This is a genomic window from Neptuniibacter sp. QD37_11 (assembly GCF_047778105.1).
In the GTDB taxonomy this organism is placed as follows: domain Bacteria; phylum Pseudomonadota; class Gammaproteobacteria; order Pseudomonadales; family Balneatricaceae; genus Neptuniibacter.
In genome coordinates, this window is record NZ_CP180552.1 from 2,535,259 (window position 1) to 2,561,937 (window position 26,679).

The following is a 26,679-nucleotide window of genomic DNA, read 5'->3' on the forward strand; positions in this document are numbered from 1 at the left end:
CCTTTTCCTACTGTTTCTCTTTCTGACGTTGGCGCCACCAGATACCTAAGCCGCAAAGTCCAAAGATATAACCAATACCACCCATCACATCTTGAAGACCCGCTTTCTCTTTATAAGCAGCCAATTCCTGACGCAATGGTTTAACCTGTTTTGCTACCGCTTTTTCGATCATCGCCTGCAGCGCTGCTTGATCACCATTAAACTTTGGAGTTTCACTACTATTGCCCGAAGCGCTCATTGCGACATTTCCGCCGGGTAAGCTATCTGGCAGTTCATCAGCCGGCAGGGAGATTTCAAGCACATGACCTGCACTCAGGTTGGCAAAGAAATGGTGATCAATTCGTTGCTGAGCCGAAAATACAAACAAGCCATCAGCGTCAGTTACGGTCTTACCGAGTTCATTACCAGCCGCATCAGATACGATAATTTCTGTACCCTCTTGAGCCATATCACCATTAGAAAAGCCAACTTCACCTTCTATCGTGTTACCAATAGCGTAAACACCACCGACAACATTATGGGCATGCGCACCTGAAGAAATCAGGGCAAATAGGAATACAAGTGGCGCTAATAACTTAGCCATAAGCGCGTTCCTCATCGAGACCAAAGAATTCAGGCTTCACCTTACGAATCAGCAACACAGCTGCCGCAGTGACAAAGCCCTCTACAATCATGACCGGAATATGCGCAACAAAGGTCGCTTTAGCTGCGAGCAAGAAAGCCTCGCCCGAAAGCATTAACGAAAATGCCACCATGATAGTAGTTATAACAATCGAACCTGCGCCACCGATAGCGCCCCAAGCGGCTGCCACTTTAGGTGACTGCGAACCAATTCCATGCCGGCAGAGGTAATACACCAACACCGCAGGTAACGCGATATTGACTGCGTTCACCCCTAAGACGAGGAATCCACCGAAACCAAAGAACACCGCCTGTAGAAACAGGGCAACTAATAGCGCAGGGAAAGCGGCCCAGCCAAGCGCTAAGCCGATCAATCCGTTCAGGATAAGATGCACACTGGAGAAACCAATAGGCAGGTGGATATAAGAAGCGATAAAAAAGGCGGCTGAAAGTACGCCTACCTGAGGAAGATGATCATAATCCATCTTCTTCAAGCCTAAGCCTACCCCAGCTACTGTCAAAGCAGCACCTGTTGCTAATACCGAACCCGACAAAGCGCCATCTACAATGTGCATCTTGGTATACCTAAATTATTTAACTGAGTGAGCCTGAACCCAAATTACAGCATCTTGGGATAGCTCTTTGCCTTTATGCTCTTTATCAGAGCCAACACCCAAGGCACAGAAACCCCACTGGCCCGCTTTAGGGATACCAAAAGTAAAGGTACCGTTCGCGTCAGCAAAGATTGTTTGTGTGATAAATGCGTCAGCTGGAACTTCCATATTAGCCTCTTTTGCGAAAGCGTTAGCTTTCATATCAGGCTCATAGTTTACGTATTCCACTTCAATCTCGGCGAATGGAACTGGCTTACCTTCACTTTTAACAACGCCGGTAAACGTACCGCCTTCATAGATCGCGTAAGGCTTAGTCAAAGGAACAATCTCGGCCTTCAAACCAAAATCTTCATTCCAATCTGTTGGCAAGCTGCCGACGTTCACGATGGACTTCGTGATCTGCTGAATATAGATATCTTCAGATTCTTCAAAATAAGGTGCCATTTGATGAACAAATACGTAGTCACCTAGACCGCGTAGCTTCACATCAGCTTCGAAAGAGGTACCGGTATTATCAGCGCTGGTCCACTGAGATGGTTTAACAGAATCTAGCAACTCTGTTTTCTTACCTTTTTTGATTACATAGAACTGTTCAGGCGCTTCAACCTGCATCACATGGCCACTTTCCGCAGGGTGTGTAAATGGCATTTTTAGGTTGATCTGACCACCACGCTCACGCAGTAATTCTGGCGTATAAACCATTTGGAAGTGAGCTGATGCAATAGAAGAATAGAGCGCAGCGCCTGCTGCTACTGAAAACGCTAATTTTTTAAGCACAAAAAAATCTCCAACATAAAATATTGTCGGAGTTGGGAGGATAAGTATGTTTAGACAAACCAAACAATTACTCGGTGAAGCCCTCCGCAACACCACGGTAAACACTCATTAGGCTGGTATCCGGACTCATCAGCGAAGAACTTAACCTTCAATCAACTTACCTTCCCATATCCAAGATACAGTGGCATAAAAGCTGATATAACCAATTTACCGTTGCGGGGGCAGTGTTGGGATCGCCATTGAATCCTGACTCATAAGCTCACCAACTTCCCGGGCTATCAAAATTGCTACCCGTGACCTCATTTGGGCATCAATTTCAGCCTGTACAAATGTACGACCTAATAAGCGCACAACTCTACCCGCCATACCCCTCATTTGCAATTGAGTTCTATTCCAGTGGTCATGAATAACGTAAATATTTAAATCCCAACTACACTAGGGATTAAGCACCTTCTTTTCGGAACTAAAAATAAGAACGCCAAGCATTAAAGAGGGCTCCACTATATGTTTGCTCATAAACCCTTCTCTCTCATTGCTCTAGCCGCTTTGCTTACTTCCTTATCTTTACAAACACAAGCTGACTGGTACGCCAGTTTTTCTACCGAGTACCAGCCCGAAGCCCAAAGTGGCCACTATGCTTACAAACCTTTACTGCAATTCACTGAAGGCAATTTTGGTACTTACCTAGAGTACGTATATGTTCCAAGGAATGGGCTGGATAATGGTCAAAATCTAACTTGGCAAGTTGAATACACATGGCAGCTAAATGAAAACAGCATTTTTAAACTAGTTCATGAATTTGACCGTGCTATAGATAGTGACACCAATAGCGCCGAGCTCACTCCCATGTACTACACCACGTTTGATAATGGCTTAAAGGCAGGATTTGAACTGGAGATCGATTACTACCTCGATGGTGATTTTGATATCTATGAGATCGAGATTGAACCCACACTAAAATGGAGCCGAAACCTAGGCGAAGGCAAACTCAACCTGGAGTTAGAAGCCCCAACAATGCGTCTATATAGCAGCGATGATTCGATTAAGGATTTTGAATTCGAAGAGGTACTCCCTATTATCGGCTACGATCACCCTCTTTCTAAAAACTTAACCCTACATACCCTGCTAGAACTTCCTTACGACCTTCAGGAAGATGATTTCGACACCATAATCACAATTGGGCTTGGAGTTACCTTCTAGCCCTATTTGCCTTTATAATCCGTTTTTTTGATCTGGATAAGGCATCTTCCATGCTCTATGTACTTCCTGAAACAACAGGCGACATCATCGTCCTGCAAGCGAATGATACTCTGACAGCAAGCGATTACACCGAAACATTCCTACCGCTGTTTGAGCATGTAAAGAACACCCACCCTGAAGTTCGCCTGCTGATCACTTTTGCTCCAGATTTTTCAGGCTTTGAAGCCGGTGCATTATGGGAAGATCTAAAATTCGGCTCAGAACACGCCAATGATTTTTACCGTATAGCAATCGTTGGTGATCCTAAATGGACCGAATGGATGACTAAGGTAGGCGACCTGCTAACCCAAGGTAAAATGCGCCACTATAGAATGACTCAACTACTTGAAGCACTTCGTTGGATTAACGATGAAGATGAAGACGATGAGGAAGAAGAAACACTTTACCCTTTCGGCGGATAACGAAGCAGCTTGAACAATAAGGGCCATCTCATAACGGCCCTTTTTTAAGCTTAAGAACTAGTGCACCGTCAGCATGCCACTAGAAACCATTTGCGAATACAGAGCATCGCGCAGCTCTTGCGGCATATCGACAAAGTCCAGATTCCCGTACAGGAACACCTCTTCTAAATCTATTTCGATCACTTGGGTATCAGGCGCTACCTCAGCTTGAGGTTCGGCATCGTCTAATCCAGAGGCTTTTATAATTTTATATATGGTTTTACCGTCTTTCTTTTCCATCTTGGCCTCACTTACTACATAGAACTACTCACACAGTATACGCCCATAGGGCAAAAGCCAAACGCTATAAAGCAAAAGACCGGGCAATGCCCGGTCTTTTTAGTTACAAAATAAAGAGCCTGACTTATTTTGTTTCTAACGATGAAGCCACTTGTGCTTCAAAGTATTCGCGAGTCAACTTGAATACAACTGGGCTCAATAGCGCCAGAGCAATCAAGTTTGGAATAGCCATCATCGCGTTTAGTGTATCTGCTAGTAGCCATACGAAATCCAAGCTAATCATCGTGCCTACAGGTACAGCAATGATCCATAGGATGCGGAAAGGCATAATTACTTTCACACCAAATAGGTATTCAGCACAACGCTCGCCATAAACACTCCAACCTAGAATTGTAGTGAAAGCAAAGATCGCTAGAGAGATAGCAACAATGTAGTTACCTACACCCGGCAGGGCATCAGCGAAAGCGGCAGATGTTAGTGCTGCGCCTGATACACCGTCAGTCCATACACCAGAAGTGATGATAACCAAACCAGTGATAGAACAGATGATAATTGTATCTAGGAATGTACCTAGCATTGCGATTAGACCCTGACGAACTGGATCCTTAGTTTGAGATGCAGCGTGAGCAATCGGAGCGGAACCAAGACCAGCTTCGTTAGAGAATACACCACGTGCCACACCGAACTGGATCGCAGCCCAAACAGCAGCACCTGCGAAACCACCTTCAGCAGCGTGCTCAGTAAATGCATAAGTAAAGATAAGATCTAGAGCAGCAGGGATCGCATCAACGTTAATTGTTAGAACAACTAGACCTGCAACAAGGTAGCTGATTGCCATCAATGGCACCAGAGCACCCGCAACCGCACCGATACGCTTAATACCACCCAGCAATACAGCTGCAGTAAGTACCATTAGGATTACACCAGTCACCCATGCTGGCATCTGGAAGTTTGCTTCTAGAACATCAGCTACAGAGTTAGACTGTACAGTGTTACCAATACCGAAGCCTGCAATCGTACCGAAGACCGCGAAAGTCGTACCCATCCAAGCCCATTTTTTACCTAGGCCATTTTTGATGTAGTACATTGGACCACCAACGTGGTTGCCATTCTCATCAACCTCACGGTATTTAACCGCCAATACAGCCTCAGAGAACTTAGTCGCCATACCTACTAGCGCAGTACACCACATCCAGAACAGAGCACCCGGGCCACCTAGGAATACAGCCGTAGCAACACCGGCAATATTACCAGTACCTACCGTTGCAGACATTGCTGTCATCAAGGCTTGGAAAGGTGAGATTTCACCGGAGCCTTTTTCGGACTCAGCCGTATTTCGGCCGCTCCACATTAATTTAAAACCAGTGCCCAATTTTAAAATTGGCATTAGTCTCAAACCTAGCTGTAGGAATAAACCTACACCTAAAATTAGTACCAGCATCATTGGACCCCAAACGATGCCGTTAACCGCACTTATAAATCCGGTCAATGCTTCCATCATGATTCCTCTATATTGTTTTTTTCTACGAGGGAAAATAACTGCTCTGTTATTTTTAATTTTCAGTTCGCTAATTCCCAAAGGCGTTAGCGATTTCTTAAACACAGCAACCTGCTCTTATTCTTTTCGCAGCGAGACGGGGCTTAGTGTGCTCGCCTGGCTCTTTGATACAGAGGAGATGTATACACACCTGGCCAAAGATCAAACAACCTTATCCTGCCAAGGGTAAGTAGCCCAGCAGCCCCCGCCTCCATGCTACGAATAGAACTGCGCACTACGATATTAGAAAGAAGCCAGAAAATGGCTTTGAATTAAAAAAATATTCAGTGATAAAAACTGCTTAATTGAATATTTGCAGTGGAATAAACTAAAAAAGAGACAAGAAGGGCTATCAGGGCCGTATACCCATAGAAAACGGCATAAAAAAAGGTGCAAATCAGATCACTGATATTGCACCTTCTTTAAGAGGTTACGAAAAACTTAAGTTAACGATTAACATTAAACTTAATTGGCAGCTCCAGTGTTTCTCTTACCTCTTCCATCACGATATAACTCTTAGAGTTCTTAACTCCTGGAAGAGTCAAAAGCATATCACCCAATAAAGCACGGTATTCAGACATGTCATTAATACGCGCCTTTAGAAGGTAGTCTGCATCACCCGAAACTAGGTGGCACTCCAATATATAAGGCAGCTGTTCAACCGCCTTATTAAACGTCTGGAATGCATCTGGTGTTTGATAAGAGAGAGATATCTCTACAAATACCAACATATTGTATTCAAGCAACTGTGGGTTTAAGCGGGCATAGTATCCTTCTATATACCCTTCTTTTTCCAATCGCTTCACACGCTCTATGCAGGGCGTCGAACTTAAGCCGACTTTCTCTGCAAGATCAACGTAACTAATTCGCCCATCGTTTTGCAAAGTACGCAAAATGCTTACATCTAAGCGATCTAGCGTACGCTTCTTACTATTTGTCATGCATTGATATCCACTATGAAAGTAAAATATGCAGGTTATTATTCTGTATTATAGCCAAACTTTAGCGCCTTACACTGGCAAAAACCAAATAAACTAGTGTTTTCTCATTAACATAAAAAATACGAAAATGAGGTCACATTATGCAGGTACTGGTTTTAGGTGCAGGAGTGGTTGGCGTAACGAGCGCTTGGTATTTAGCCAAGGCTGGCCATAAGGTAACTATAATCGATCGACAGGTCGATGTCGCGTTAGAAACAAGCTACGCCAACGCTGGCCAGATCTCTCCTGGCTACTCTGCTCCTTGGGCCGGACCCGGTATTCCCCTAAAAGCTGTTAAGTGGCTAATGCAAGATTTAGCTCCATTTATGATCAGCGGACGCGATGTTGATACCCAAACACTCGCGTGGATGACCAAAATGTTATCCAACTGCACAGAAAGCGCTTACCACACTAATAAAGCCCGCATGGTTCGCCTAGCTGAATACAGCCGTGATTGCTTTATCGATCTGCGCAATGAATTAAATATAGACTACGACCAGCGCACTAAAGGTACCTTGCAAGTGTTTAGAACAGATAAACAGATGCAAGATGCCCAGAAAGATATCTCTGTTCTAGAAGAGAGCGGCGTAGATTTCCAAAGCTTAGATCGCGATGGCTGTATCGAATATGAACCTGCCCTCGCGAATGTTAAGGAAAAAATCGTAGGTGGCCTTCGCTTACCAGGTGATGAAACAGGCGATTGCTTCAAGTTCACCAACGCCTTGGCTGATGAGTGTAAAAAGATGGGTGTCGAATTCATTATGAAAACCGACATTCTGAATATAAACACTGAAGGCGATCAGGTTGTAAGCGTTTCCACTTCGCGCGGCACCATGACAGCCGATTCTTATCTTGTTGCACTAGGCAGCTACTCTACCCCTGTGCTGTCTAAGATCGGTCTAAAAGTGCCTGTATACCCAATAAAAGGTTACTCACTAACCTTGCCGATCATTGACGAAAGCAAAGCACCAACATCCACAGTGATGGATGAAACTTACAAAGTTGCGGTGACCCGTTTTGATGATCGTATCCGTGTTGGCGGTACTGCCGAGATCGCGTCCTACAACAAAGAGCTGGAAGAGAAGCGTAAAGCCAATGTGGAATTTGTGGTTAACGATCTATTCCCGGGCGGCGGCTGCACAGAGAATGCTGAATTCTGGACAGGCTTACGCCCAATGACACCGGACGGCACACCAATTTTAGGTGAGACTCAATTTGAGAACCTATTCCTTAATACGGGTCACGGCACACTAGGCTGGACCATGTCGCTAGGCTCGGGCAAATACGTGTCTGACATCATCAGCAACACCGCTCCAGATATTGACAAAGAAGGCCTATCGCTAGCGCGCTACGCCTAAATACTTATCACCCTATAACAACTATTTTCGGAGAACCGGCTGCTCCCACTGTCCGGTATCTCCTTTTTTATTACAGGAATAAAATCATGCAGAAAGTTACAGTTTGCACAGACAAAGCACCTGCTGCGATTGGCACTTATTCACAAGCAGTTAAAGCGGGTAACACTGTTTATATCTCTGGCCAGATCCCGTTGAACCCAGCAACAATGGAGATGGTAACTGAGTCATTTGAAAGCCAAGCGGTTCAAGTTTTCGAAAACCTTAAAGCTGTTGCAGAGGCTGCTGGCGGTAACTTAAACGACTTCGTAAAGATCACTGTTTTGCTTTCCGACCTAGAATATTTCGCGCAAGTTAATGAAATCATGGCGAAATACTTTGAAGCCCCTTATCCTGCTCGCGCAGCTTATGCAGTAAAAGCGTTACCAAAAGACGCTGACATAGAAATTGAAGCTGTTATGGTTGTATAAAACCAACCAAACGAAACTATCTGAACCAACAGTCCGGAGTGAGTATGGCTAGAGCAGCCACAGCAACCATTAACTTAGATGCTATTCGACATAACTATCGCTTAGCTAAATCCGCAGCCCCAGATCAAGGAGCATTAGCCATTATCAAGGCTGATGCCTACGGTCACGGCGCAGTTAAAGTTGCACAGGCCCTAGAAGATGAAGCCGATGGTTTTGGTGTTGCATGTATTGAAGAAGCAATAGAGCTTCGCGAAGCGGGCATCAACAAACCAATCCTTCTATTAGAAGGCTTCTTCTCAGCCGATGAACTGAACTATATCTCTGATAAAGAGCTATGGTGCGCTATTCATAGCGTGGAACAGATCGATATTCTGGCTAAAGCTGACATAGATAAACCTATTAACGCTTGGCTAAAAATGGATAGTGGCATGCACCGCTTAGGTGTGAAGCCAGAAGATTACGCTGCTGCGTTTGAAAAACTGTCTCAGCTAGATCAGGTCAAAGAGGTAGTTCTGATGAGCCACTTCTCATCTGCTGACGAACCTGAGCTTTCAGCCACCAATGAACAGATCCAACGCTTTGATGCAGTAGCCGCAACTCTCGATGCAGCGGTTAGCTTAGCAAACTCTGCAGGCACGCTCGCACATGAAGATGCCCGCAGAGATTGGCAGCGTCCCGGCATTATGCTGTACGGCGCAACGCCATTTGCTGAGTCACAACCACTGGCCGATCAACTGCAACCAGCGATGACCCTAAGCTCTGAAGTGATCGCAGTGCGTGAGCTTGAGGTGGGCGAACCCGTTGGCTACAGCCAAACCTGGAGATGCAGCCGCCCAAGTAAGATCGGCACAGTTGCGATCGGTTATGCCGATGGTTATCCACGTCATGCTAAAAGTGGCACACCAGTTTTAGTCGATGGACATAAAACGCAAATCGTTGGTCGCGTTTCGATGGATATGCTGGCAGTAGATCTGACAGATATCCCGACGGCTAATGTCGGCAGCCATGTGGAACTGTGGGGAGAAAACCTTCCTGCGACTGATATAGCCAAGTGCAGCGATACTATCCCTTACACCCTATTTACCGGCATTACCCGCCGCGTACATAAGAAATATATTTGAGAACACAATGAGTATTGAACGTATTGAATCTACTGATCGCATGAGCCGTATTGTTAAGCACAACGGTACCGTTTACCTATGCGGTCAAACTGCTGGCGAAGCACAATGGGATATTGCAGAACAAACACAACGCTGCCTAGATAAGGTTGATGACCTACTTGCTAAAGCTGGCAGCAGCCGTAATCAAATCCTTTCTGTAACCGTTTATATCCGAGACATGAAAGACTTCGCAGCAATGAACGCTGTATGGGATGCATGGGTTGCTGACGTAGAAAAACCAGCACGTGCATGTGTTGAAGCGCGAATGGCCCGCCCAGAAATTCTAGTAGAGCTATCTGTTACGGCGGCTTACTAATACGCCATAAAAAAGGGGATCAAATGATCCCCAAAATTCGCCAGAAAACTCTACTCCAGCTACTACTTTTTTATTTTCGATCTACTTAACTGTTATCTATAAACCGCCTTGGGTTAACTTGGCTGGATCGAGTAATTTCTGTAACTCTTCAACCGATAGATCTGTGTTTTCTGCCGCGACTTCGACAACAGGTCGTCCCTCGTTATAAGCCTGCTTCGCAATCTCAGCTGCTTTCATATAGCCAATAATAGGGTTTAGGGCTGTCACCAAGATTGGGTTGCGAGACAGCGCATTGTTTAGCTGTTCTTCATTCACCTTGAAGCTGGCAATTGCTTTATCCGCTAGTAGACGACTTACGTTGCTTAGCAGCTTGATGCTGCTCAGCAAATTACTCGCCACTAGAGGTAACATAACATTCAACTCGAAGTTGCCAGACTGACCCGCTACGGTAATAGCAGCATCGTTACCAATTACCTGAGCTGACACCATCGCTGCTGCTTCTGGAATAACGGGATTCACTTTACCCGGCATGATGGAAGAGCCAGGCTGAAGCGCTTCCAATTCGATCTCCCCTAAACCAGCTAGAGGACCAGAGTTCATCCAACGTAGGTCATTAGCGATTTTCATCACGGAAACAGCCGTCGCTTTCAATTGACCAGACAGTGCAACCGCGACATCTTGTGAAGCGATATGCGCAAAGAAATCATCTGCTGGCGTAAATTCCACACCGGTAAGTTGGCTTAGCTCAGCATTAAAGTTTTTAGCAAACTCAGGATGGGCATTAATACCGGTACCTACAGCAGTGCCGCCCTGTGCAAGACTCTGCAAAGTTGGCTGAATCTGTTTTAGATGATGAATATTTTGCTTAATTTGAGTCGCCCAACCATTAAGTGGCTGACTCATCCGAACCGGCATCGCATCCATCAGGTGAGTACGCCCCGTCTTCACAAAACCATCAACGGCTGCAGCTTTATCTTCAATCGCTTTCTGTAGATATTCCAACGCCGGCAACAGCTGCTCTGATAGTTCAACTGCGGCACTGATATGAATACTGGAAGGGATAATGTCGTTACTACTTTGACCACAGTTGATGTGATCGTTTGCACTTACATTGTCGCCATAAATATCTGAGGCAATTGCAGCCAATACTTCGTTAGCATTCATATTGGAGCTTGTACCAGAACCTGTCTGGAACACATCTACCGGGAAGTGACGCATCAGGTCATCTTCATTTAGCAATTGCTCAACCGCTTGAGCAATCGCACTACCCATCTTCTCTGGAATTTGATCCAGCGTGACATTGGCTTTCGCTGCCGCAGCTTTCGCTTGTAACAAAGCGCGAATAAATGCCTCTGGCATCGGCTGACCACTCACAGGAAAGTTATTCACCGCACGCTGCGTTTGGGCTGCATACAAAGCATCAACAGGTACTTCTAGCTCACCCATACTGTCTTTAGCTATACGTGTCTTACTCATCTTATTTATCCTTATTTTTCCTGACTGTGGTTAACGGCTTAGACCTGAGAGTACGTAATGGCAGGTCATGTTCAGCTCATACTTAAGCTTGCATAGGTAAGCCTGCCCATCTTGATTATTTGCAAACAGCCGCGCCAATTGGCCAAGAGGCTTATTGATGTTATCTAGGCAGCAACAACGCCAATGACTAGGTATGAGTTCATCCGCTACCGTATCTAACAATAGACGGAACTGACGTTCATAGTGCTGCTTCAGCGATTCCACACTCTTCTGCCGGCATGTATCTATATCCAAGTAATGACTGATCAAACTTGGATTGTCCGGTTCTTTTGCAAAACGTATCTGCTTCTGGACATGTTGCAGATAGTCGTTAATTGGCGAATCAAACTGAGCTGTTAGCGACATAAAAACAACCAAATCTAAATGATAATTACTATCACTATACATTAGATTTATTTCTCTTCAAGACAGACGCAGTAATAAATTAAAGAAAATGAGATTGAAAATGATTCTCAATAATATATTATGTTATGTCATAACACTTAAGAGATAGACAAAAATGAAAAAAGGTATTCACCCTGATTATGACTACGTTATCTTCCGCGACACTAGCTGTGGACAAGATTTTCGTATCCGCTCAACTGTTAAATCATCTCAAACTGTTGTTTGGGAGGATGGCAATACTTACCCGCTTGTCACACTAGATATCTCTAGTGCATCGCACCCTGTTTATACCGGTGAGAAACGTCAGGCGAAATCTGAAGGCCGTATTGCACAGTTCAATAAACGTTTCGGCAAACATGCTCGCTGAGTTAATAAGGAGCCCCCATGCAAGTATTAAGCTCTTTAAAAACAGCTAAAAACCGTCATCCTGATTGTCAGGTGGTAAAGCGTCGCGGCAAGCTTTACGTGATCTGTAAATCTAACCCGCGCTTTAAAGCCCGCCAAGGCAGTGCTAAAAAGAAACGCTAACCTCGAGTTAGCGTTTCTTGTGTATCTAGATCAAGCTAACTATCTTTTTAAGGAACCCCTTAAAAAATAGATGGTTAAATGATCGTTCGCTGTGCGCTTCTATTAATAGCCCTGTTTTTATCTAATCCTCTCTTCGCTGCTGGCCTGCCTGTTGTAAAGTACATGATTGACGGACAACAGATGCAGTTTAAAGGTCAAAAAGTAGCTGAAGGAGGCGGCTATGTTTTTAACCCACTCGCTGATAAATCCGTTGTTATCTCCACGACGAACTGGCCACCCTATATCAGTGACGAGTCCTGCAGCAAAGGCTGGGCGTTCGACCTAGCGATTTCAGTACTCACTAGCCGCGGTTATAAAGTCACCATCAAATTTTTACCTTGGTCTCGCGCAGTGATGACCGTGGAAAGCGGTTGGGCTGATATTCTCTATCCTGAATATTTCATTGAAGATTCAGCCCCCTCAGATCACTTCAAAAACACCTTTAGAAAAAGTCTAGTCGTGCTATCCAACCCTTTCCCTGGTGGAAATATCTCATTAATGAAGCGACGCGGGGAGCCAAAACTATTTTTTGGTGATCTTCAGTACTTAAGCGGAACGAAAATAGGCGTGGTCAGAGGTTATCAAAACTCCCCTGAATTTGATGCAATGATGGACGAAGGACTATTTGAAGTATTTGAAGCTAACAATGATCTACAGCTGGTAAAGCTTCTCTTGGCGAAGCGTGTAGATCTCATTCTTGGAGACCCAAAAGTATTTCGCTACTCGGTAGCCACATCGAATCTACCCTTTCATATCAAACAACAGGCAAATGAGGTCATGGAAGAGATTGTGCCTGCTGTCAGCTATAACCCACTCCATTTTGCGGTTAGTCGTCAAAATACAAACTGGGAGCAACTCTTAAAGGATATCAATGAAGGATTAAATGAACTACAAGCCAATGGCGAATTGGAGCACTTAATCAATCGAGAATCAGACTGCAGCGATCGATAGAACAAAAGAATGGCATTATAGTTAAGAGAACCTTGTTTACTACTCAGAAAGAAGACAGATCCATAGCAAACAGCTAGTCATAACGTTTTAGCGTTTATTTATGACTTAAAACTACAAACTGAATCCTCTTAAATTTCTATTAAACCCCAAAAAAATTTAAAGTATACGCACGCAAAGCATATCAATTTAGGCAGACCTATTAACAAGCTTAACTCTTCTCAATTCCATGTTGAAAACAACGTCTAAATGAATGAAAACCAGCAGCTAAGGCAGTCTATTTTGAACAAAAAAATTGATCTTGAATAGCTAGTTATAAACGAAATCCTTTTATAAATATTACTGTAATTGATAAACAGTCGATCCATTCATCACAACAGCTTTGTAGACTTGGGCTCCGCATTCGAAAAACATCGAGTTACCCAATGTTTTAGATATACACCCCGCTGGTAGAGCATTTAAGATCCCAGCCGGTTGAACCACAACGTAACTGACCTGCCCCGGGACTTGCTGATAGATAACACCATTACAGTTTTGGTAAGCAATACCCGAAATAATTTGTGTATAACAACCACCTGGCAGTACATTAACTTGTTGCGCATCTCGAGCATCATCTCGACGATCCATTCTTCGTGCTGTTCTTCTGGCAGCTTGGCGTGCTTCGTCATTATCATCCCAATCAGCCTGAGCAGATCCGCCTAAATTTACCCCATCAACATTTGCATCTATCACAGGTAACGCTGCGGTAAACACAGTAGCTGTTAGAGCAATTACAAGATAACTTTTGATGTTCATGATCTTTCTCCAACTCAGTAAATGATTAAGTTAGAAAAATGATAATTGTTGAAGAGGAGTGGGGATATACCGGAAAGTATATACAACGGCCAGCACCGCTGACCGTTATAGAGTTTAATATGCTCTTAAGATCGTTATTCAACCATATTGGCTTTCTTTCGTAACTTTAAAAGGTTCTCTTGAAATCGATCAGCCCACATTTGTAAAAGTGCATCTATATCGTGAAAATCACGCTGATCCCCCGACCAAGTTTCAACGTCACCTTCTAATCTATCCTCAATTGAGAGCAACATTTGATCAGAGGCTCCATCATATAAATCCAGCCTGATTCCCGCGACAAAGATAGTCTCTTCGTTTCCGGCAATACCGTTATAAGCTTCCTTTCCTGCCTTATAGATCAAACGAATAGGGATAAAATCTCTGGCAGTCATTCCAGGTTCAAGACGCTGAGCATCCAGTAAAGTCACCTTCACATTCAATTTTTCTCCAACGTTGAGTACCGACTTTCCAGAAGAGTTTGAGGTTTGAATGTAATTCAATTTTTGGTTTATAAGTTTAGGAAAGAAATTTTGAACCTTAGATATGTCATCTGCTGTCACACCCACAAATTCGCCTCTTCGATCCACCTCAACACCCACAACCTCTATCTGGTAGTAGCCAGCAAGTTGCTCTTCCGTCACCTGTGGGTGTCGCCAAATTTTAGCTGTATCTACCCATGGATGCGGTTTATACATTCCTTCAGAAGAAGGCTTAGATTGCTGTACACCGCAACCAGCTAGAGCCAAAAGACATAAAGGTAAAAGCAAAAGCCTTTTATTAATGTGCATCAGAAAATCCACTTATCAAATAAACCTACTTAAGATTTGTAAATCGTTACCTAGAAAAACCAATGATTAACGATCTTCTAGCAGTCCTGCGACGAGTAACAAGCGCATTAACTGGGCCACACTTCTTACGCCCAATTTATGCATTACTCTAGAGCGATGAATCTCAACTGTACCTTGAGCAATCCCAAGATCGATAGCAATCACTTTATTAGCGCAGCCCTGAGCGACAAGGTGCATTATCTCTTTTTCTCTTGCCGTCAGTGAATCTAAGCGCTGCTGTACTAAAGATTTCTCAGCTAGCTCTTCTCTAGATTGCTGATCACTTAGAATCGCTTGCTCGATTTTCTCTAGTAACTTCGCTTCTCGGAAAGGCTTTTCAAGAAAATCCAAAGCGCCTTTTTGAATACACTCTACCGCCATTTCAACATCACCATGACCAGTGATAAAGATAATTGGGATCAGAGCCTTTCGTTTGATCAATGCATCTTGCAAAGCAAGTCCGCTCATACCCGGCATTCGGATATCTAAAACCAAACATCCAGGCTGCTCAGCATCAAAAGCATCGAGAAAACTAGTCGCATCGATAAAGTCACGCACCTCGTAACCATCGGATTCAGCCATCATGCGAATCATATCCCTAAGCGTGGCATCATCGTCGACTACAAACACTGTACCTTTCTGATTTTCTGTCATAGCGCTCTACTCAACTTCCTTTTCTTCAACAACGGGTAAACGGATAATAAACTCCGCTCCTTTTAGCGAATGGTTCCCGGCTGTCAACTTACCTTTAGCCGCTTCAATTAAGTTTCTACAAATAACTAGCCCTAATCCCAAACCACTTTCCTTGGTGGTTCTAAAGGGTTCAAACAAGTGCGCTTGTATTTCTGTATCAAAACCCGGGCCATTATCTAGTACGGATAAGCAGATATGCCCATCTTCCTTATACAGGGTCAACTCAATTCTGGCATCCGCTTGATTCTCTAACACCTCTACAGCATTGTTAATCAGGTTGACCAACACTTGTTGCATCTGCGTTCGGCTCATTTGAATCCAAGCCGTTTCTGTCTGATTAAATTCCACTTCAACACCAGCTTGCAACGCTCGATGGGACATAATATCCATACTCTCTTGGATAACGTCGGTGAAATTAATGATGTCTTCTTTGGCTGGCTCTCGACGGATAAAAGACCGTGTACGCTGAATAATTTTGGCGGATCGTTCTGCTTCATCGCCAATTTTAGTAAGACATTCAAGTAATTTTGGATCAGCCTTACCCTGCTTACTTAAGCGCAAGGCGATATCAGAGTATCCCATAATGCCAGCTAGAGGTTGATTCAGTTCATGAGCTAACCCAGTAGCCAGCTGGCCCATAGTGCCCACTCGCTCTAAATGCACAATTTGGCTTTCAGCTTCCTGTCTTTGATTAATCTCATGAAGCCTAGCTCTATTTTCCTCTTCTATACGCTGGATCAACTGGTTAAATGCATCGGCGAGTTCATCTAGCTCATCCTCTTGTTCATTCTGAGTTCGATCTAGATTCAAAACAGGTTGATCAGTCCCCTCTTGCTGCTGCTTCATAAAGTTGATCATCCTCAAAAGGTGTTGACCGACAAGACTGCGAAAAAGGATAAACATAAAGAAAACAACAAATGCTGTTTTAAAACCATTTTTGATAAGAATGATATAGAGCTGACCAAGCATATGACTGAAGATTGCGTCGATACTAACGACTAACTCTATAGTCCCAAGTTGTTTCTCTTCACGCTGGATATTTATGGGGTAGCTTCTGGAATTTATAGATTCATTGGCAACATACTCCAAACGCTCACCATCAGCCAAATGCAGTTTATTGGCATCTACAAATTCTAACTGATTGATCCCCTGAAGCAGCTTATGCAGCTGTGCCCTATCATCTTTCCAGATTGATTCTGCAATCGCTGGAGACATGGTTGTTTCAATAAATTGCGGTACTTGATCCAACTTACGAGTCAGTTGACGAAATTCAAAGCCAAACTGAATAGCCGTGAGAATTAATGTCACTAAGGAGCTAAACAGTACCACCCGTAGGACAAGCTTTCGGCCCAACTTATATTGAAAAAATCCTATTTCTGAATTCTTTACCACGACTTTGACTCTACTTTTGCAAACCCCATATGGGTATATGCATATTTTCGGTTTAGATCCTATTTCCTACTATAAAAATAAATATTAAGCAGAGGGAACCTGCGAATAAGTCTCATACTTTCTCAGTGGGTTATAAAACGACCAGATACGCGAAAGCCAGCGCAGTGAAATGTCTAGACCTTTTCAAGTTAGCTGACAAAGTAGATGGTCGTTTTAGACCCCACCCTCTGGGGCTTGCAGAGCAACTGAATCACTTTGTTAATGATTTTCGACAGGCAACCAGCATGCCTGTAATCATTGCCTCGTGCTTCAATTGCTCTGTAAGCCTGTACCCATGGGGCATAGCAAAGTCGTATAGGACTTGTTCGCAGGTTCCCAAGGATCAGTCTTGTGAAAATAGCATTGTCTACCCAGCAGATAGCCCCTGTCTATCCCAGCAAACCCGTACATGCTGAGAACAGGCATATTAGTATTCCGGAAAAAAGAGAGAACGCAGAATTCAAGGCTGTTTTACTTAATGCTCATCAAGTAACACAAGGAAAAGAACTTGTGGAGATATATCGTCATGTCACCGAACGGGCATCGGAACTGAACAACGGAGAGGCAAAACCAAGCGAGTTAGAGATTTACCAGTATGATGGTAAGCGCGAACTAAATATCAAACATCATTCAGCCGCGCATAGATTACATATAACAGTCTAATGGAGGGTTGGCGGCTCTTTAGGTTCATCTGGAACGATGATATGGCCACTACTATCAAGTACTAATACACCATGTTCTACACCTAACTCCAACATCTGCTGTAGCATCATCTGAGTAAGGTGAGCGCTAATGATCAAGCCTGCTGGTGGATCACCTTCGAACAGATCTTCGTCGATTAGATCTTCTGGTCGAAGCCCCAATAACAACGGGTTTTCTGCAACTAAGGGTGCTATCTCTTCAGGAGCAAAGACAGAGTAATCAGAGGAGATGTCTAGCGCTTGTTGATAGGCATCTTTATTACGGGAGTTTTCCTGCAAGGCATCTAAAAATGCTGATTCCGCTGCAGAAAAAATGCCGGATAGTTTACTCGCACCACCTAAAGCGATATTTCGAGTAGCAACCTCAGAAGTGCTGTAGTCCACATCGATTGAGTATTGGGAGTCTTGATTCAACTCCTCTTCGTCTACCAAGACATTTCCCTCTTCATCAATATCAAGCCACTCTCGCTCAACAGCAACAGCTAACAATCCCTCTAACGCTGCCGCTAAAATATTGCAGCAAATAATGACTCCGACAGAAGGGTTTTCGCTTTCTTGACGATTCATGATCAGATCACCTGCGCGTGCAGCAAGTAAGGTCGGATCTTGTTCGATGATCTCAGCTAGCCTATCCGCTTCAATAAATAGCACCTCATGACACAAACGTTCTGCTGTAAGGTAAGGTTCTGAACAACCGTTTGCCTGCATTCGTGACACATATTCTGCACGTACATCTTCCAGCAAGGCTGTCAGTAATCCACTCATAAGGCACCTGATTTATAAATTAATTTGCAAGATTAGCATTTAACACTAAGGTTACTATGACAATGGTCGATTGTTACTAAGGAAGCAACAAAAAAACTTAAGGAAATCAAAAAATGCGCGCATGGAAACAAGGCTCTGACAAACCGACCGAAGAGGAAGAAGGCAGTATCTACATTTTGTCGGACAATTAGAGCAAAGAAAGCAGCCTGTCATATTGGGTAGTTATCGACAGGCTTTCTTCTAGTGAAGCGTCATACCTATAGGTGCAACACCTTTCTTAACCTCATCAAAACGCTCACGCAGATCAACTAGCTTAGTTAAACCGTAGTCCTCTGGCGACTTTGGCAGTTCAAACCAATCCAATGCCCAAACACGCGTCATCAGCTCATACTCACCGATCAAGGCATCTAGGTAGATCATCACGGCTTCAACTCGTGGATCCATATCCAGAACTTTAGGCGCATCTTCCAAATAGATTTCTAAATGCAGACGCTTTTCCACAATGACTATACGGAACCAAAAATCCGACAGCTCACAAAACTCTTCGCCAATATTGATCGTCAGTGGTACTGGGTCATAACGATTATTAAACGCTTTGAACTCAATACCCGATAGGTCTGGCGCAGCACCAATCAGGCTCAATACTGACTGAATAGACTCAGGAAAGCCGTCACAACCGAATACCATTTCGATTGCTCCATCCTGATCTTCATCACTTTGAAAATGAAACGTCAGGTTACGATCAATTTTCTGCAACTGCTCGCGATACTGAGTTAATAGAGGCTCAGCATCAAAACGGTCGTCACTACGGCTAGACAGCAACTGCTCAATTGTATCCTGCAGTTGCTCCCAGAACGAGCTTATCTGTTTTCGATCTAAAATCATTAGCGGGTGTGCTTATTACTTCGTGCGGTAAATCTTATGTGCGTGGTACAACAACACCTGTTTGACCTTGATATTTACCATCTCGGTCTTTGTATGATGTCTCACAGACTTCATCACCTTGAAGGAATAACATCTGTGCAACACCTTCATTGGCATAAATTTTTGCAGGTAGTGGCGTAGTATTAGAGAACTCTAACGTTACATGGCCTTCCCACTCAGGCTCTAAAGGTGTGACGTTCACGATGATACCACAACGAGCGTAAGTGCTTTTACCTAGGCAGATAGTTAAGACATCACGTGGGATTTTGAAATACTCAACAGTGCGCGCTAGCGCGAAAGAGTTAGGCGGGATTATGCAAACATCCGATTGGATATCAACAAAGCTGCCCTCATCAAAGTCTTTAGGGTCAACAATCGATGAATTGATGTTGGTAAAGACCTTAAATTCATTTGCACAACGAACATCATAACCATAACTGGAAGTACCATAAGATACGATGCGTGAGCCATCCACTTCGCGAACCTGACCAGGCTCAAACGGTGAAATCATATCTTTCTCTTCCGCCATACGACGAATCCAGCTATCTGCTTTAATGCCCATATTGGCTTTCCATCCGGGTGATAATTTCGAGCCGGCAATTGTACCTTTTTTACGCATAAGGAACAAAAAAAACGGCCTCAATTGAGGCCGTTTTTGATTGAAGGGGGGGATTCAATTCAATTTTTATAGGTTTTACTATTTCTAGTTGAGAAGATTAGCAGTCTTCTCATATTGCTCAGCTAACCAAAACTCTGCTGCAGTTTGTCCTTCGTCACGCAGTGTATTTGCCTGACGACGAAGCTCTGCAGCCATCTCACGCCGAGTTAAAGCAGAGGGTTTTGGCTTCATCATTTTTATATTTGCAGTTGCTCTATAATCCATCGTTCATCCCTTTACTTATTTTTATAGTGTTTGTTATTTATACAACTTGAACCTTAAATTGTAGACCCCTTTACTGAATCCACCTAAATAAATGTTCAATATTTGATCAAAATCAATTTATAGATCAAGTATGAAAACGATGTTACACGACCAAACTAAAAAGGAACGCCAGGAACAAATAAAGCCCTATTAAGGGCTTTATTAAGAGTAAAAGAGCGATCAGTATTGCTTAATCATCTTCAACGATAATAGAAGGCACGCGGATATCATTTTCAGCGTTATGCTTTGCCAGTCTCGCAGCAAGCGTACGCGCAACCGTACGATAGATCTGCGCATGTTCACCTTCAGGGTCTGCAGCAACCGTAGGCGCACCTGAGTCAGCTTGTTTACGAATAGTCAGTGCTAAAGGTAACTTCCCTAACAATTCTGTGTCGTAAAGTTCAGCAATTTCAGCTCCACCGCCATCACCAAAAATAGCTTCAGTATGACCGCACTGGCTACAAATATGAGTGCTCATATTTTCCACAACGCCTAACACATTGATATCGACCTTACGGAACATCTCGATACCTTTTTTGGCATCAAGCAAAGCAATGTCTTGCGGTGTTGTAACGATAACGGCACCAGAAACAGGCACCTTTTGCGACAGTGTTAATTGAATATCACCTGTACCCGGCGGCATATCGATAAATAGATAATCAAGATCCTGCCAACGCGTCTGTGTTAACAATTGCTGAAGTGCGCCTGCGGCCATAGGGCCACGCCAAACCATAGCGGTGTTATCTTCGATCAGATAACTCATGGACATAGATTGAAGGCCATGGGCTTCTACAGGGTTAAATGTCTTTTCATCATAAGGCTGCGGACGAACGCCTTCTGCAACACCGAGCATCATACCTTGGCTAGGGCCATAGATATCAGCATCCAGAACACCGACTTTAGCCCCCTCTGCAGCCATTGCTAGCGCCAAGTTAACCGTAGTCGTTGATTTACCAACACCACCTTTACCTGAGGCAACCGCAATAACGTTTTTCACGCCTTCCATCACTGGAATGCTATTTTGGCTAGGGCTCGCCGATATGTTGTGACCAACAATTACATCGCATTTATCTAAACCATCAATCTCTAATAATTTAGCCTGCAGATCCGCTTGCAGTTTCGAAGCAACACCTTTAGATGGATAGCTTAATACTAGCTCTACGCTAGCTGATGATCCTTCTGCTTTAATTGCATTTACAAAACCAGCAGATACCAGATCTGTTGCTGCAACCTCATCCTGATACCGACCTAAAACTTGGTTAATTTGCGCTTCAATATTTGACACTTTTATACCGCCTAAAAATTTCTTACTTAACTCGGAAGAAGCCTAATGCGATGCTTTTTGATAATAACCGAGTAATTTAGTGGGAATAATGCATTTTAATACTTGGGCTGTCCAGACTTTTCCCTGCTACGCCTCCCTTCTTTAGAAGTAAGAAAGGAGACGCTTTCCATAAATACCTATAAACAACATCGAGAATATTTACACTAGGCCGCACATTGTTCTGCCAGTGTTTTCGCACTACAAAAATCTGTTTTACCGCTACCAAGCACTGGTACTTCGGGTACTGCATAAATTTCTGAAGGAAGCGTTAATGGAGGCATCCCCCCTTCTATTAACTGATTTCTCATTTCAGAAGCATCATGCTCACCCTCAACTAGCAAAATAACTTTTTCACCTTTCTTAGCATCAGCCAAATTCACTGCCACTAATGGCAATTCAGGTGCATTCAGCAACTCTCTAACTTGGCCTTCGATAGAGGTTAAGCTCACCATTTCTCCGCCAATTTTGGCAAAGCGACTATAACGATCAACAATAGTCAGGAAGCCGTCTTCATCAACATGACCTTTGTCGCCACTTCGGTACCAGCGCAGGCCATCCATCTCGATGACTGCAGCTTCGGTCTTCTGTGGATTATTAAGATAACCTTGCATGATCTGAGTACCACCAATCAAGATCAAGCCATCTTCACCTGTTGGCAGTTCTTTAAGTGTATCAGGGTCAACAATACGAAACGTTGATCCAGGTAGCGCCATTCCGACTGTTCCCGGCTTATTACCTACCTGAACAGACCACCAATCCGTATCTAATGAATCAGGCAAGTTTGTACTGGCAACCGGTGTTGTTTCTGTCGAACCATAGCCTTCAACGACTGGTACATGGAATTTACTCTCAAATAGATCACGTACTTTCGGATCTAGCTTCTCAGCACCTGCAACCACAGTTCGCAGTGACTGAAACATCAATGGGTGAACACGTTTATTACGCGCGTAAATACGCATAAATGTTGACGTTGCACACATAAGCGTGGCTTTGTAGCGCGCTACTCCTTTACCAATTTTCACAGCATCGGTTGGATCTGGGTGGCACACAACCGGCATGTCTTCAATCAGTGGCATAAAGCAGGTCACAGTCAAACCAAATGCATGGAATAACGGCAAGGTTGCCATTATGCAGTCGTCATCTCGCACATTAAGAACATCTGCGGTCTGTCGTAGGTTAGCCATAATATTCCGATGGCTAAGCATAACGCCCTTCGGAGCGCCTTCACTGCCGGATGAAAACAAAATCGCTGCCGTATCTTCAAGCTGGGAGGGCTTGCATAACAGAGCCTGCAATATAAAGGTCGGGGCAACGCTAACGAAACCTAGTGTGAATATCGCCTCTGCTTTACTTATTTCAGCTTTAATATCTTCCATGTAAAGCACTCGACGGCCTTCAAATAAGCTATCTAGATCGATACCTCGCGCTTTAAGCTTTTTCACAAACTTTTTCGCCGTAACAATTGTTTGTACCTCAGCTTGCTCCAACGCGGACTGGATAGCTGGCATAGGGGCTGTGAAGTTAAGATTTACAACCGTTTTACCTGCCATCAATGAAGCAATATTCGCAATGGCACCGGCACTGGATGTTGGCACCAACAAACCTATATTTTTACCTTCAGTTCGGGCAATACGCTTTTTAAACAAAGCACAGGCGGTTAATAACTTGGTTTGACTAACCGGATCACCATCAACATCTGCAATAGCGTAACCTGAACGAAACGACTTCATACTACGAATAAAGGCTTGTGGGATTGTCTCCAAAGTCTGTGTGTATTGATCCCATGTATGAATCGACAGCTCGAAAACTTTTTTCTTCACTTCAGCAGCGGTACTACTGATAGGCATCTGGGCACCAAACGCCACAGTGACATCACGCTTTCCAGATTCGTTACGAATCACTTTCATTTTGTCGGTTGAGCGAGAGAAACGACTCCCCCACAAACCACGCATATAGAAAGGTACAATCACACCTTTAGCATCAACACAGGCTCTTTCAAAACCGCGCTTAAACTCACCTAACTGACCTAAGTGGCTAATAGCGCCTTCAGGGAAAAGACAAACTACTTCGCCAGCACTGATAAGTTCGCCTACCTGCTCCAATGCCTGACGGCTCTTACCCTTGGAGATAGGAATAACTTTATAGATATCCAAGAACCAACGTAGATACCAACGCTCATAGATACTACGCTCCATCACAAAGTGGATATGGCGTGGACAAGCCATCTGGATAATTGCCCAATCCAACCAACTGATATGGTTACCTAGTAAAAGCGTGCCTTTACCAGATTCAGGCAAATTTTCGAAACCTAAAACCTGAAGTTTGTACTTACGACGGAACAACATCATCACCAGAAGACGGATAAAAGCCTGTGGTAACGTAACAATCGCAAACACCGCTCCTGCAACACCAATTGCAGCCAGAAGGAATAACAGCCATACACCATCAACACTGTTCCAGGCGAAGATAACTGTCATCACAAGGAAACCAAGCATCATCAGGTTTTGAATAAAGTTACTACCTGCTAAAACACGCCCACTTTCTGATTCACTGGCATGAAACTGAATCAAAGCATTCAATGGCACACACATTAACGCGCCAAACAAACCAATTGCGAAAAATACAGCCGATTGCATCAACATAGTGTCAAGCTGAGGCAATAAGATTAAGCCTATGGCTACGCCGACAGCACCCACAGGGATTAAACCAACATTGATATAGTGTTTAGAAAAGCGGCCAACCAAGATTGAACCAAACAATATGCCCACCCCCGCAAGCGCCATAGTGCCTTGAATCACAAATGTATTGCTCTGTTGTAGATGCTCTTCTGCAAATGCAGGGAATACAGCCAACATAACTTGACTAATCGACCAGAACAGGGACAAGCCAATAATTGCAAGCCAGATCGGGCGCTTGCCTTGTAACAACTGAATGTTGTTTTTAAGCGTTTTTCCTTTTAGATAAGCCGATCTGTCAAACTTTGCTGTTTGATCAGTTTCACGTAACTGCGGTAATTGATAGGCAAGATAGAGCTCAATCAACGCACCCGCGACTAAGATCCAACCCAATGGCGCATTTTTAATAAGGCTCTGTTCTGGCGTAATTTCGGTTAAACCTGCTAAGCGCATCTCGAAAAGCAACGAGAACACGACAATTCCACTCAGAATAGCGATCATCGTAACCGCCTGAACCCACGCATTACCTTCACTTAGATTATTTGTCCCCACCATCTCTTTGATATAGCCATATTTAGCAGGTGAGTAGAAAGCACTTTGCAAAGCAAGAATAAAGGTCAGCGCAAATGCTGGGATAAACAAGCCCATGTAATAACAAGCGGTTATTAACAAGGTGATGCCAACCGCACCCCAAGCGGACAACCGCATGACGTTATTCTTAGGATATTTATCAGCAAAGAAACCAGAGGGGGTAAACAGCATAATAAATGGCAATAGAATTAAGCCATTCACAACTGCTGTCAGTAAGATTTGAAGATCACCATCATAGGCTTTGAACAGGGTATTTTGGATAACAATTTTATGCCCTAAATCCACAAATGCATTGATAAATGCAATGCAGATAAAGGCAATAAAGCCGGTTATTTTAAGTAAGTCTTTCATGTTGTTCTCCAACCCGCCCCTGCATGCTGTCTTGCAGAATACAGTAGACATCTGCTATATCATTTACTAACGGCTGACCTGAGCCAACTGAGATAGCAAAAATATATAGGATCCGCTTTCTAAAACTAGGAACTACAATATAAGTTGCAATATTTAATACTTTTGGTGAAAGTAACCGAAAATTCCTAACCGTATCTACTAAAAAAATTACTTTTATTGACATAACACTGCCTACCAAAGTACCACCATAAAATAATTGTATTAACCTTACTTTTAAAGGCAGAATAGATTCACATTGATATATTGAACGGTAAATAAAAATGATAACTTCGTTCATTAAATCTCTAACAATCATATACATAGCCTTCTGCTCATTTCAGGCTTCTGCAATGAACGTAACCTTCATCAATCCTGGTAAACAGGGCGAAAGGTTTTGGGATATGGTTACGGAGACGATGCAAGCGGCAGCACATGACTTTAATATTAATCTTGAAGTCATATACGCTGAACGCAACCGCGTACATATGGCTGCTTTAGGAATTAAAGCCACTCAGCGAAAAATCCCCCCCGATTATCTAATTCTGGTTAATGAAGAGCAGGCAGCTGAAAAAATTCTACTAGCAGCTGCAAAAAAAAACATAAAAACACTTATGTTGCTAAGCGACTTTTTACCAACGCAAAGAGATCGCGTAGGTTTTCCCGGCGGTAAGTACTCAAACCTCTTAGGCGCCATCACCCCCGACTACTTTGCTGCAGGAAAGCGCATGATGACTGCGCTATTACACTGTGCAGAACAAAAACAGCATACGAAACCCTTCCATGTTCTAGCGATTGGCGGTGATCAGCTAACACCGGCCTCAATTGGGCGTAATGAAGGAGCACTCTCTGTTATTAAACAACACAATGAATTAAAACTGGATCGTTTTCTGTATGCTAATTGGAACCAAAAAGATGCTGAGCGGCTAACTCGGAAGTATCTACAATGGGCGCAACAAAATCAGATAACCCCCTCTGTGATCTGGGCTGCAAATGATCCTATCGCTTTTGGTGCTAAGGCTGCATTAGAGGCACACAATTTGAACGCTGGAGAAGACGTATGCTTAGTCGGGCTTAACTGGTCCTCAGAAGGCCTTAAGCTCGTAAAAAGCGGGGAAATGCTTTTAACTGATGGAGGGCATTTCCTTGGTGGCGCCTGGTCCATGGTGTTACTAAATGATTACCATCAACAGCAACTCAAAGGAGTTTATACGCCTATAGGTGATATACGCTTTCAGATGCAAAGCATTGATAAAAGCAATATCGATCTATACTTATCTCATCTCGGCAATGAACAATGGAATAAAATTGATTTCACCCAATTTTCCATTTTCAATAAAGAGGGATCTAGCAACTATGACTTTTCCTTAGAAAAAGTATTCAGTTCTATTACACAATAA

General features: G+C 43.6%; 30 protein-coding genes and 1 riboswitch. Of the genes, 11 read left to right on the forward strand and 19 right to left on the reverse strand.

The window, feature by feature from the left end:
• Window positions 1-7 precede the first annotated feature (7 nt).
• From ACMXYT_RS11760 to ACMXYT_RS11770, 3 genes are read right to left on the reverse strand one after another with little or no spacing between them, the layout of a single operon-like run.
• A complete protein-coding gene (locus ACMXYT_RS11760) occupies window positions 8-583 on the reverse strand; it encodes a hypothetical protein (protein ID WP_415898830.1) in 576 nt (191 codons plus the stop codon).
• Window positions 576-1,196 (reverse strand): cobalt transporter CbiM, encoded by a 621-nt coding sequence (gene cbiM, locus ACMXYT_RS11765; protein ID WP_415898831.1) that lies wholly within the window; start codon window positions 1,194-1,196, stop codon window positions 576-578. The genes ACMXYT_RS11760 and cbiM overlap by 8 nt, the downstream gene beginning before the upstream one ends.
• 15 nt (window positions 1,197-1,211) lie before the next feature.
• Window positions 1,212-2,012, reverse strand: coding sequence for a DUF4198 domain-containing protein (locus tag ACMXYT_RS11770; protein ID WP_415893796.1), 801 nt, complete (start codon window positions 2,010-2,012; stop codon window positions 1,212-1,214).
• Between the two features lie 93 nt (window positions 2,013-2,105).
• Window positions 2,106-2,329, reverse strand: a riboswitch (cobalamin riboswitch).
• A 187-nt stretch (window positions 2,330-2,516) separates the two neighbouring features.
• Between ACMXYT_RS11770 and ACMXYT_RS11775 the strand changes: the two genes are divergently transcribed.
• Window positions 2,517-3,212: a hypothetical protein gene (locus tag ACMXYT_RS11775; RefSeq protein ID WP_415898832.1), complete on the forward strand. Its 696-nt coding sequence runs from the start codon at window positions 2,517-2,519 to the stop codon at window positions 3,210-3,212.
• A gap of 50 nt (window positions 3,213-3,262) precedes the next feature.
• The gene (locus ACMXYT_RS11780) at window positions 3,263-3,673 is read left to right on the forward strand and encodes an STAS/SEC14 domain-containing protein (protein WP_415911465.1); all 411 of its coding nucleotides are present in this window, start codon (window positions 3,263-3,265) and stop codon (window positions 3,671-3,673) included.
• Window positions 3,674-3,730: 57 nt separating this feature from the next.
• On the opposite strand, the gene ACMXYT_RS11785 is transcribed toward ACMXYT_RS11780, so the two are convergent.
• The 3 genes from ACMXYT_RS11785 to ACMXYT_RS11795 all read right to left on the reverse strand — a co-directional run bounded on the left by ACMXYT_RS11785 (window position 3,731) and on the right by ACMXYT_RS11795 (window position 6,430).
• Window positions 3,731-3,952, reverse strand: a complete 222-nt coding sequence (locus ACMXYT_RS11785) for a hypothetical protein (protein WP_415898834.1) — start codon at window positions 3,950-3,952, stop codon at window positions 3,731-3,733.
• A 124-nt stretch (window positions 3,953-4,076) separates the two neighbouring features.
• Window positions 4,077-5,450: an alanine/glycine:cation symporter family protein gene (locus tag ACMXYT_RS11790; protein WP_415884641.1), complete on the reverse strand. Its 1,374-nt coding sequence runs from the start codon at window positions 5,448-5,450 to the stop codon at window positions 4,077-4,079.
• Window positions 5,451-5,935: 485 nt separating this feature from the next.
• Complete coding sequence (locus ACMXYT_RS11795; protein WP_415883856.1) at window positions 5,936-6,430, reverse strand: Lrp/AsnC ligand binding domain-containing protein; 495 nt, start codon at window positions 6,428-6,430, stop codon at window positions 5,936-5,938.
• A 140-nt stretch (window positions 6,431-6,570) separates the two neighbouring features.
• Between ACMXYT_RS11795 and ACMXYT_RS11800 the strand changes: the two genes are divergently transcribed.
• The 4 genes from ACMXYT_RS11800 (at window position 6,571) to ACMXYT_RS11815 (ending at window position 9,770) form a co-directional block, all read left to right on the forward strand.
• Window positions 6,571-7,827, forward strand: a complete 1,257-nt coding sequence (locus ACMXYT_RS11800) for a D-amino acid dehydrogenase (RefSeq protein ID WP_415883855.1) — start codon at window positions 6,571-6,573, stop codon at window positions 7,825-7,827.
• 86 nt (window positions 7,828-7,913) lie between these two features.
• Entirely contained in the window at window positions 7,914-8,294 is a 381-nt protein-coding gene (locus tag ACMXYT_RS11805) for a Rid family detoxifying hydrolase (RefSeq protein WP_415898835.1), read from the forward strand.
• 44 nt (window positions 8,295-8,338) lie between these two features.
• Window positions 8,339-9,415 (forward strand): alanine racemase, encoded by a 1,077-nt coding sequence (gene alr, locus ACMXYT_RS11810; RefSeq protein WP_415898836.1) that lies wholly within the window; start codon window positions 8,339-8,341, stop codon window positions 9,413-9,415.
• A 7-nt stretch (window positions 9,416-9,422) separates the two neighbouring features.
• Window positions 9,423-9,770: a RidA family protein gene (locus ACMXYT_RS11815; RefSeq protein ID WP_415883852.1), complete on the forward strand. Its 348-nt coding sequence runs from the start codon at window positions 9,423-9,425 to the stop codon at window positions 9,768-9,770.
• A gap of 96 nt (window positions 9,771-9,866) precedes the next feature.
• Here the strand turns inward: ACMXYT_RS11815 and ACMXYT_RS11820 are convergent, their stop codons facing one another.
• Window positions 9,867-11,246 carry a class II fumarate hydratase gene (locus ACMXYT_RS11820; RefSeq protein ID WP_415898837.1) on the reverse strand — a complete coding sequence of 460 codons (1,380 nt, stop codon included), beginning with the start codon at window positions 11,244-11,246 and terminating at the stop codon, window positions 9,867-9,869.
• A 30-nt stretch (window positions 11,247-11,276) separates the two neighbouring features.
• Complete coding sequence (locus tag ACMXYT_RS11825; protein ID WP_415911466.1) at window positions 11,277-11,651, reverse strand: hypothetical protein; 375 nt, start codon at window positions 11,649-11,651, stop codon at window positions 11,277-11,279.
• Window positions 11,652-11,805: 154 nt separating this feature from the next.
• On the opposite strand from ACMXYT_RS11825, the gene ACMXYT_RS11830 reads away from it, so the two are divergent.
• The 3 genes from ACMXYT_RS11830 to ACMXYT_RS11840 all read left to right on the forward strand — a co-directional run bounded on the left by ACMXYT_RS11830 (window position 11,806) and on the right by ACMXYT_RS11840 (window position 13,208).
• Entirely contained in the window at window positions 11,806-12,057 is a 252-nt protein-coding gene (locus tag ACMXYT_RS11830) for a type B 50S ribosomal protein L31 (protein ID WP_415890608.1), read from the forward strand.
• 17 nt (window positions 12,058-12,074) lie between these two features.
• A complete protein-coding gene (gene ykgO / locus ACMXYT_RS11835) occupies window positions 12,075-12,218 on the forward strand; it encodes a type B 50S ribosomal protein L36 (RefSeq protein ID WP_415885360.1) in 144 nt (47 codons plus the stop codon).
• A 78-nt stretch (window positions 12,219-12,296) separates the two neighbouring features.
• Window positions 12,297-13,208 carry a substrate-binding periplasmic protein gene (locus tag ACMXYT_RS11840; protein ID WP_415911467.1) on the forward strand — a complete coding sequence of 304 codons (912 nt, stop codon included), beginning with the start codon at window positions 12,297-12,299 and terminating at the stop codon, window positions 13,206-13,208.
• Between the two features lie 336 nt (window positions 13,209-13,544).
• Here the strand turns inward: ACMXYT_RS11840 and ACMXYT_RS11845 are convergent, their stop codons facing one another.
• The 4 genes from ACMXYT_RS11845 to ACMXYT_RS11860 all read right to left on the reverse strand — a co-directional run bounded on the left by ACMXYT_RS11845 (window position 13,545) and on the right by ACMXYT_RS11860 (window position 16,867).
• Window positions 13,545-14,000 (reverse strand): DUF6515 family protein, encoded by a 456-nt coding sequence (locus tag ACMXYT_RS11845; protein ID WP_415898840.1) that lies wholly within the window; start codon window positions 13,998-14,000, stop codon window positions 13,545-13,547.
• A 134-nt stretch (window positions 14,001-14,134) separates the two neighbouring features.
• Complete coding sequence (locus ACMXYT_RS11850) at window positions 14,135-14,827, reverse strand: hypothetical protein (protein ID WP_415898841.1); 693 nt, start codon at window positions 14,825-14,827, stop codon at window positions 14,135-14,137.
• Window positions 14,828-14,893: 66 nt separating this feature from the next.
• The gene (locus tag ACMXYT_RS11855) at window positions 14,894-15,520 is read right to left on the reverse strand and encodes a response regulator transcription factor (protein WP_415898842.1); all 627 of its coding nucleotides are present in this window, start codon (window positions 15,518-15,520) and stop codon (window positions 14,894-14,896) included.
• 6 nt (window positions 15,521-15,526) lie between these two features.
• Window positions 15,527-16,867 carry an ATP-binding protein gene (locus tag ACMXYT_RS11860; protein ID WP_415898843.1) on the reverse strand — a complete coding sequence of 447 codons (1,341 nt, stop codon included), beginning with the start codon at window positions 16,865-16,867 and terminating at the stop codon, window positions 15,527-15,529.
• Window positions 16,868-17,341: 474 nt separating this feature from the next.
• Here ACMXYT_RS11860 and ACMXYT_RS11865 point away from each other — a divergent pair, with 474 nt between their 5' ends.
• Window positions 17,342-17,653, forward strand: coding sequence for a hypothetical protein (locus ACMXYT_RS11865; protein WP_415898844.1), 312 nt, complete (start codon window positions 17,342-17,344; stop codon window positions 17,651-17,653).
• On the opposite strand, the gene ACMXYT_RS11870 is transcribed toward ACMXYT_RS11865, so the two are convergent.
• The 7 genes from ACMXYT_RS11870 to ACMXYT_RS11900 form a co-directional block, all read right to left on the reverse strand.
• On the reverse strand, window positions 17,650-18,456 hold the full coding sequence (locus ACMXYT_RS11870) for a hypothetical protein (protein WP_415898845.1): 807 nt from the start codon (window positions 18,454-18,456) through the stop codon (window positions 17,650-17,652). The genes ACMXYT_RS11865 and ACMXYT_RS11870 overlap by 4 nt on opposite strands.
• A gap of 240 nt (window positions 18,457-18,696) precedes the next feature.
• Window positions 18,697-19,341: a hypothetical protein gene (locus ACMXYT_RS11875; RefSeq protein WP_415898846.1), complete on the reverse strand. Its 645-nt coding sequence runs from the start codon at window positions 19,339-19,341 to the stop codon at window positions 18,697-18,699.
• 34 nt (window positions 19,342-19,375) lie between these two features.
• A complete protein-coding gene (gene dcd / locus ACMXYT_RS11880) occupies window positions 19,376-19,942 on the reverse strand; it encodes a dCTP deaminase (protein WP_415885367.1) in 567 nt (188 codons plus the stop codon).
• A gap of 141 nt (window positions 19,943-20,083) precedes the next feature.
• Window positions 20,084-20,263 carry a hypothetical protein gene (locus ACMXYT_RS11885; RefSeq protein WP_415881890.1) on the reverse strand — a complete coding sequence of 60 codons (180 nt, stop codon included), beginning with the start codon at window positions 20,261-20,263 and terminating at the stop codon, window positions 20,084-20,086.
• A gap of 229 nt (window positions 20,264-20,492) precedes the next feature.
• On the reverse strand, window positions 20,493-21,587 hold the full coding sequence (apbC, locus tag ACMXYT_RS11890) for an iron-sulfur cluster carrier protein ApbC (protein ID WP_415898847.1): 1,095 nt from the start codon (window positions 21,585-21,587) through the stop codon (window positions 20,493-20,495).
• 203 nt (window positions 21,588-21,790) lie between these two features.
• Window positions 21,791-25,243 carry an acyl-[ACP]--phospholipid O-acyltransferase gene (locus tag ACMXYT_RS11895; protein WP_415898848.1) on the reverse strand — a complete coding sequence of 1,151 codons (3,453 nt, stop codon included), beginning with the start codon at window positions 25,241-25,243 and terminating at the stop codon, window positions 21,791-21,793.
• Window positions 25,227-25,604, reverse strand: a complete 378-nt coding sequence (locus ACMXYT_RS11900; protein ID WP_415898849.1) for a hypothetical protein — start codon at window positions 25,602-25,604, stop codon at window positions 25,227-25,229. Before ACMXYT_RS11900 ends, ACMXYT_RS11895 begins: the two co-directional genes overlap by 17 nt.
• A 28-nt stretch (window positions 25,605-25,632) precedes the next feature.
• On the opposite strand from ACMXYT_RS11900, the gene ACMXYT_RS11905 reads away from it, so the two are divergent.
• Complete coding sequence (locus tag ACMXYT_RS11905; protein ID WP_415898850.1) at window positions 25,633-26,679, forward strand: ABC transporter substrate-binding protein; 1,047 nt, start codon at window positions 25,633-25,635, stop codon at window positions 26,677-26,679.

Coding starts and splice junctions, on each gene's coding strand:
- ACMXYT_RS11760 (WP_415898830.1), bottom strand. CDS start 583: ATGGCTAAGTTATTAGCGCCACTTGTATTCCTATTTGCCCTGATTTCT.
- cbiM (WP_415898831.1), bottom strand. CDS start 1,196: ATGCACATTGTAGATGGCGCTTTGTCGGGTTCGGTATTAGCAACAGGT.
- ACMXYT_RS11775 (WP_415898832.1), top strand. CDS start 2,517: ATGTTTGCTCATAAACCCTTCTCTCTCATTGCTCTAGCCGCTTTGCTT.
- ACMXYT_RS11780 (WP_415911465.1), top strand. CDS start 3,263: ATGCTCTATGTACTTCCTGAAACAACAGGCGACATCATCGTCCTGCAA.
- ACMXYT_RS11785 (WP_415898834.1), bottom strand. CDS start 3,952: ATGGAAAAGAAAGACGGTAAAACCATATATAAAATTATAAAAGCCTCT.
- ACMXYT_RS11790 (WP_415884641.1), bottom strand. CDS start 5,450: ATGGAAGCATTGACCGGATTTATAAGTGCGGTTAACGGCATCGTTTGG.
- ACMXYT_RS11795 (WP_415883856.1), bottom strand. CDS start 6,430: ATGACAAATAGTAAGAAGCGTACGCTAGATCGCTTAGATGTAAGCATT.
- ACMXYT_RS11800 (WP_415883855.1), top strand. CDS start 6,571: ATGCAGGTACTGGTTTTAGGTGCAGGAGTGGTTGGCGTAACGAGCGCT.
- ACMXYT_RS11805 (WP_415898835.1), top strand. CDS start 7,914: ATGCAGAAAGTTACAGTTTGCACAGACAAAGCACCTGCTGCGATTGGC.
- alr (WP_415898836.1), top strand. CDS start 8,339: ATGGCTAGAGCAGCCACAGCAACCATTAACTTAGATGCTATTCGACAT.
- ACMXYT_RS11815 (WP_415883852.1), top strand. CDS start 9,423: ATGAGTATTGAACGTATTGAATCTACTGATCGCATGAGCCGTATTGTT.
- ACMXYT_RS11820 (WP_415898837.1), bottom strand. CDS start 11,246: ATGAGTAAGACACGTATAGCTAAAGACAGTATGGGTGAGCTAGAAGTA.
- ACMXYT_RS11825 (WP_415911466.1), bottom strand. CDS start 11,651: ATGTCGCTAACAGCTCAGTTTGATTCGCCAATTAACGACTATCTGCAA.
- ACMXYT_RS11830 (WP_415890608.1), top strand. CDS start 11,806: ATGAAAAAAGGTATTCACCCTGATTATGACTACGTTATCTTCCGCGAC.
- ykgO (WP_415885360.1), top strand. CDS start 12,075: ATGCAAGTATTAAGCTCTTTAAAAACAGCTAAAAACCGTCATCCTGAT.
- ACMXYT_RS11840 (WP_415911467.1), top strand. CDS start 12,297: ATGATCGTTCGCTGTGCGCTTCTATTAATAGCCCTGTTTTTATCTAAT.
- ACMXYT_RS11845 (WP_415898840.1), bottom strand. CDS start 14,000: ATGAACATCAAAAGTTATCTTGTAATTGCTCTAACAGCTACTGTGTTT.
- ACMXYT_RS11850 (WP_415898841.1), bottom strand. CDS start 14,827: ATGCACATTAATAAAAGGCTTTTGCTTTTACCTTTATGTCTTTTGGCT.
- ACMXYT_RS11855 (WP_415898842.1), bottom strand. CDS start 15,520: ATGACAGAAAATCAGAAAGGTACAGTGTTTGTAGTCGACGATGATGCC.
- ACMXYT_RS11870 (WP_415898845.1), bottom strand. CDS start 18,456: ATGAGTGGATTACTGACAGCCTTGCTGGAAGATGTACGTGCAGAATAT.
- ACMXYT_RS11875 (WP_415898846.1), bottom strand. CDS start 19,341: ATGATTTTAGATCGAAAACAGATAAGCTCGTTCTGGGAGCAACTGCAG.
- dcd (WP_415885367.1), bottom strand. CDS start 19,942: ATGGGCATTAAAGCAGATAGCTGGATTCGTCGTATGGCGGAAGAGAAA.
- ACMXYT_RS11885 (WP_415881890.1), bottom strand. CDS start 20,263: ATGGATTATAGAGCAACTGCAAATATAAAAATGATGAAGCCAAAACCC.
- ACMXYT_RS11895 (WP_415898848.1), bottom strand. CDS start 25,243: ATGAAAGACTTACTTAAAATAACCGGCTTTATTGCCTTTATCTGCATT.
- ACMXYT_RS11900 (WP_415898849.1), bottom strand. CDS start 25,604: ATGTATATGATTGTTAGAGATTTAATGAACGAAGTTATCATTTTTATT.
- ACMXYT_RS11905 (WP_415898850.1), top strand. CDS start 25,633: ATGAACGTAACCTTCATCAATCCTGGTAAACAGGGCGAAAGGTTTTGG.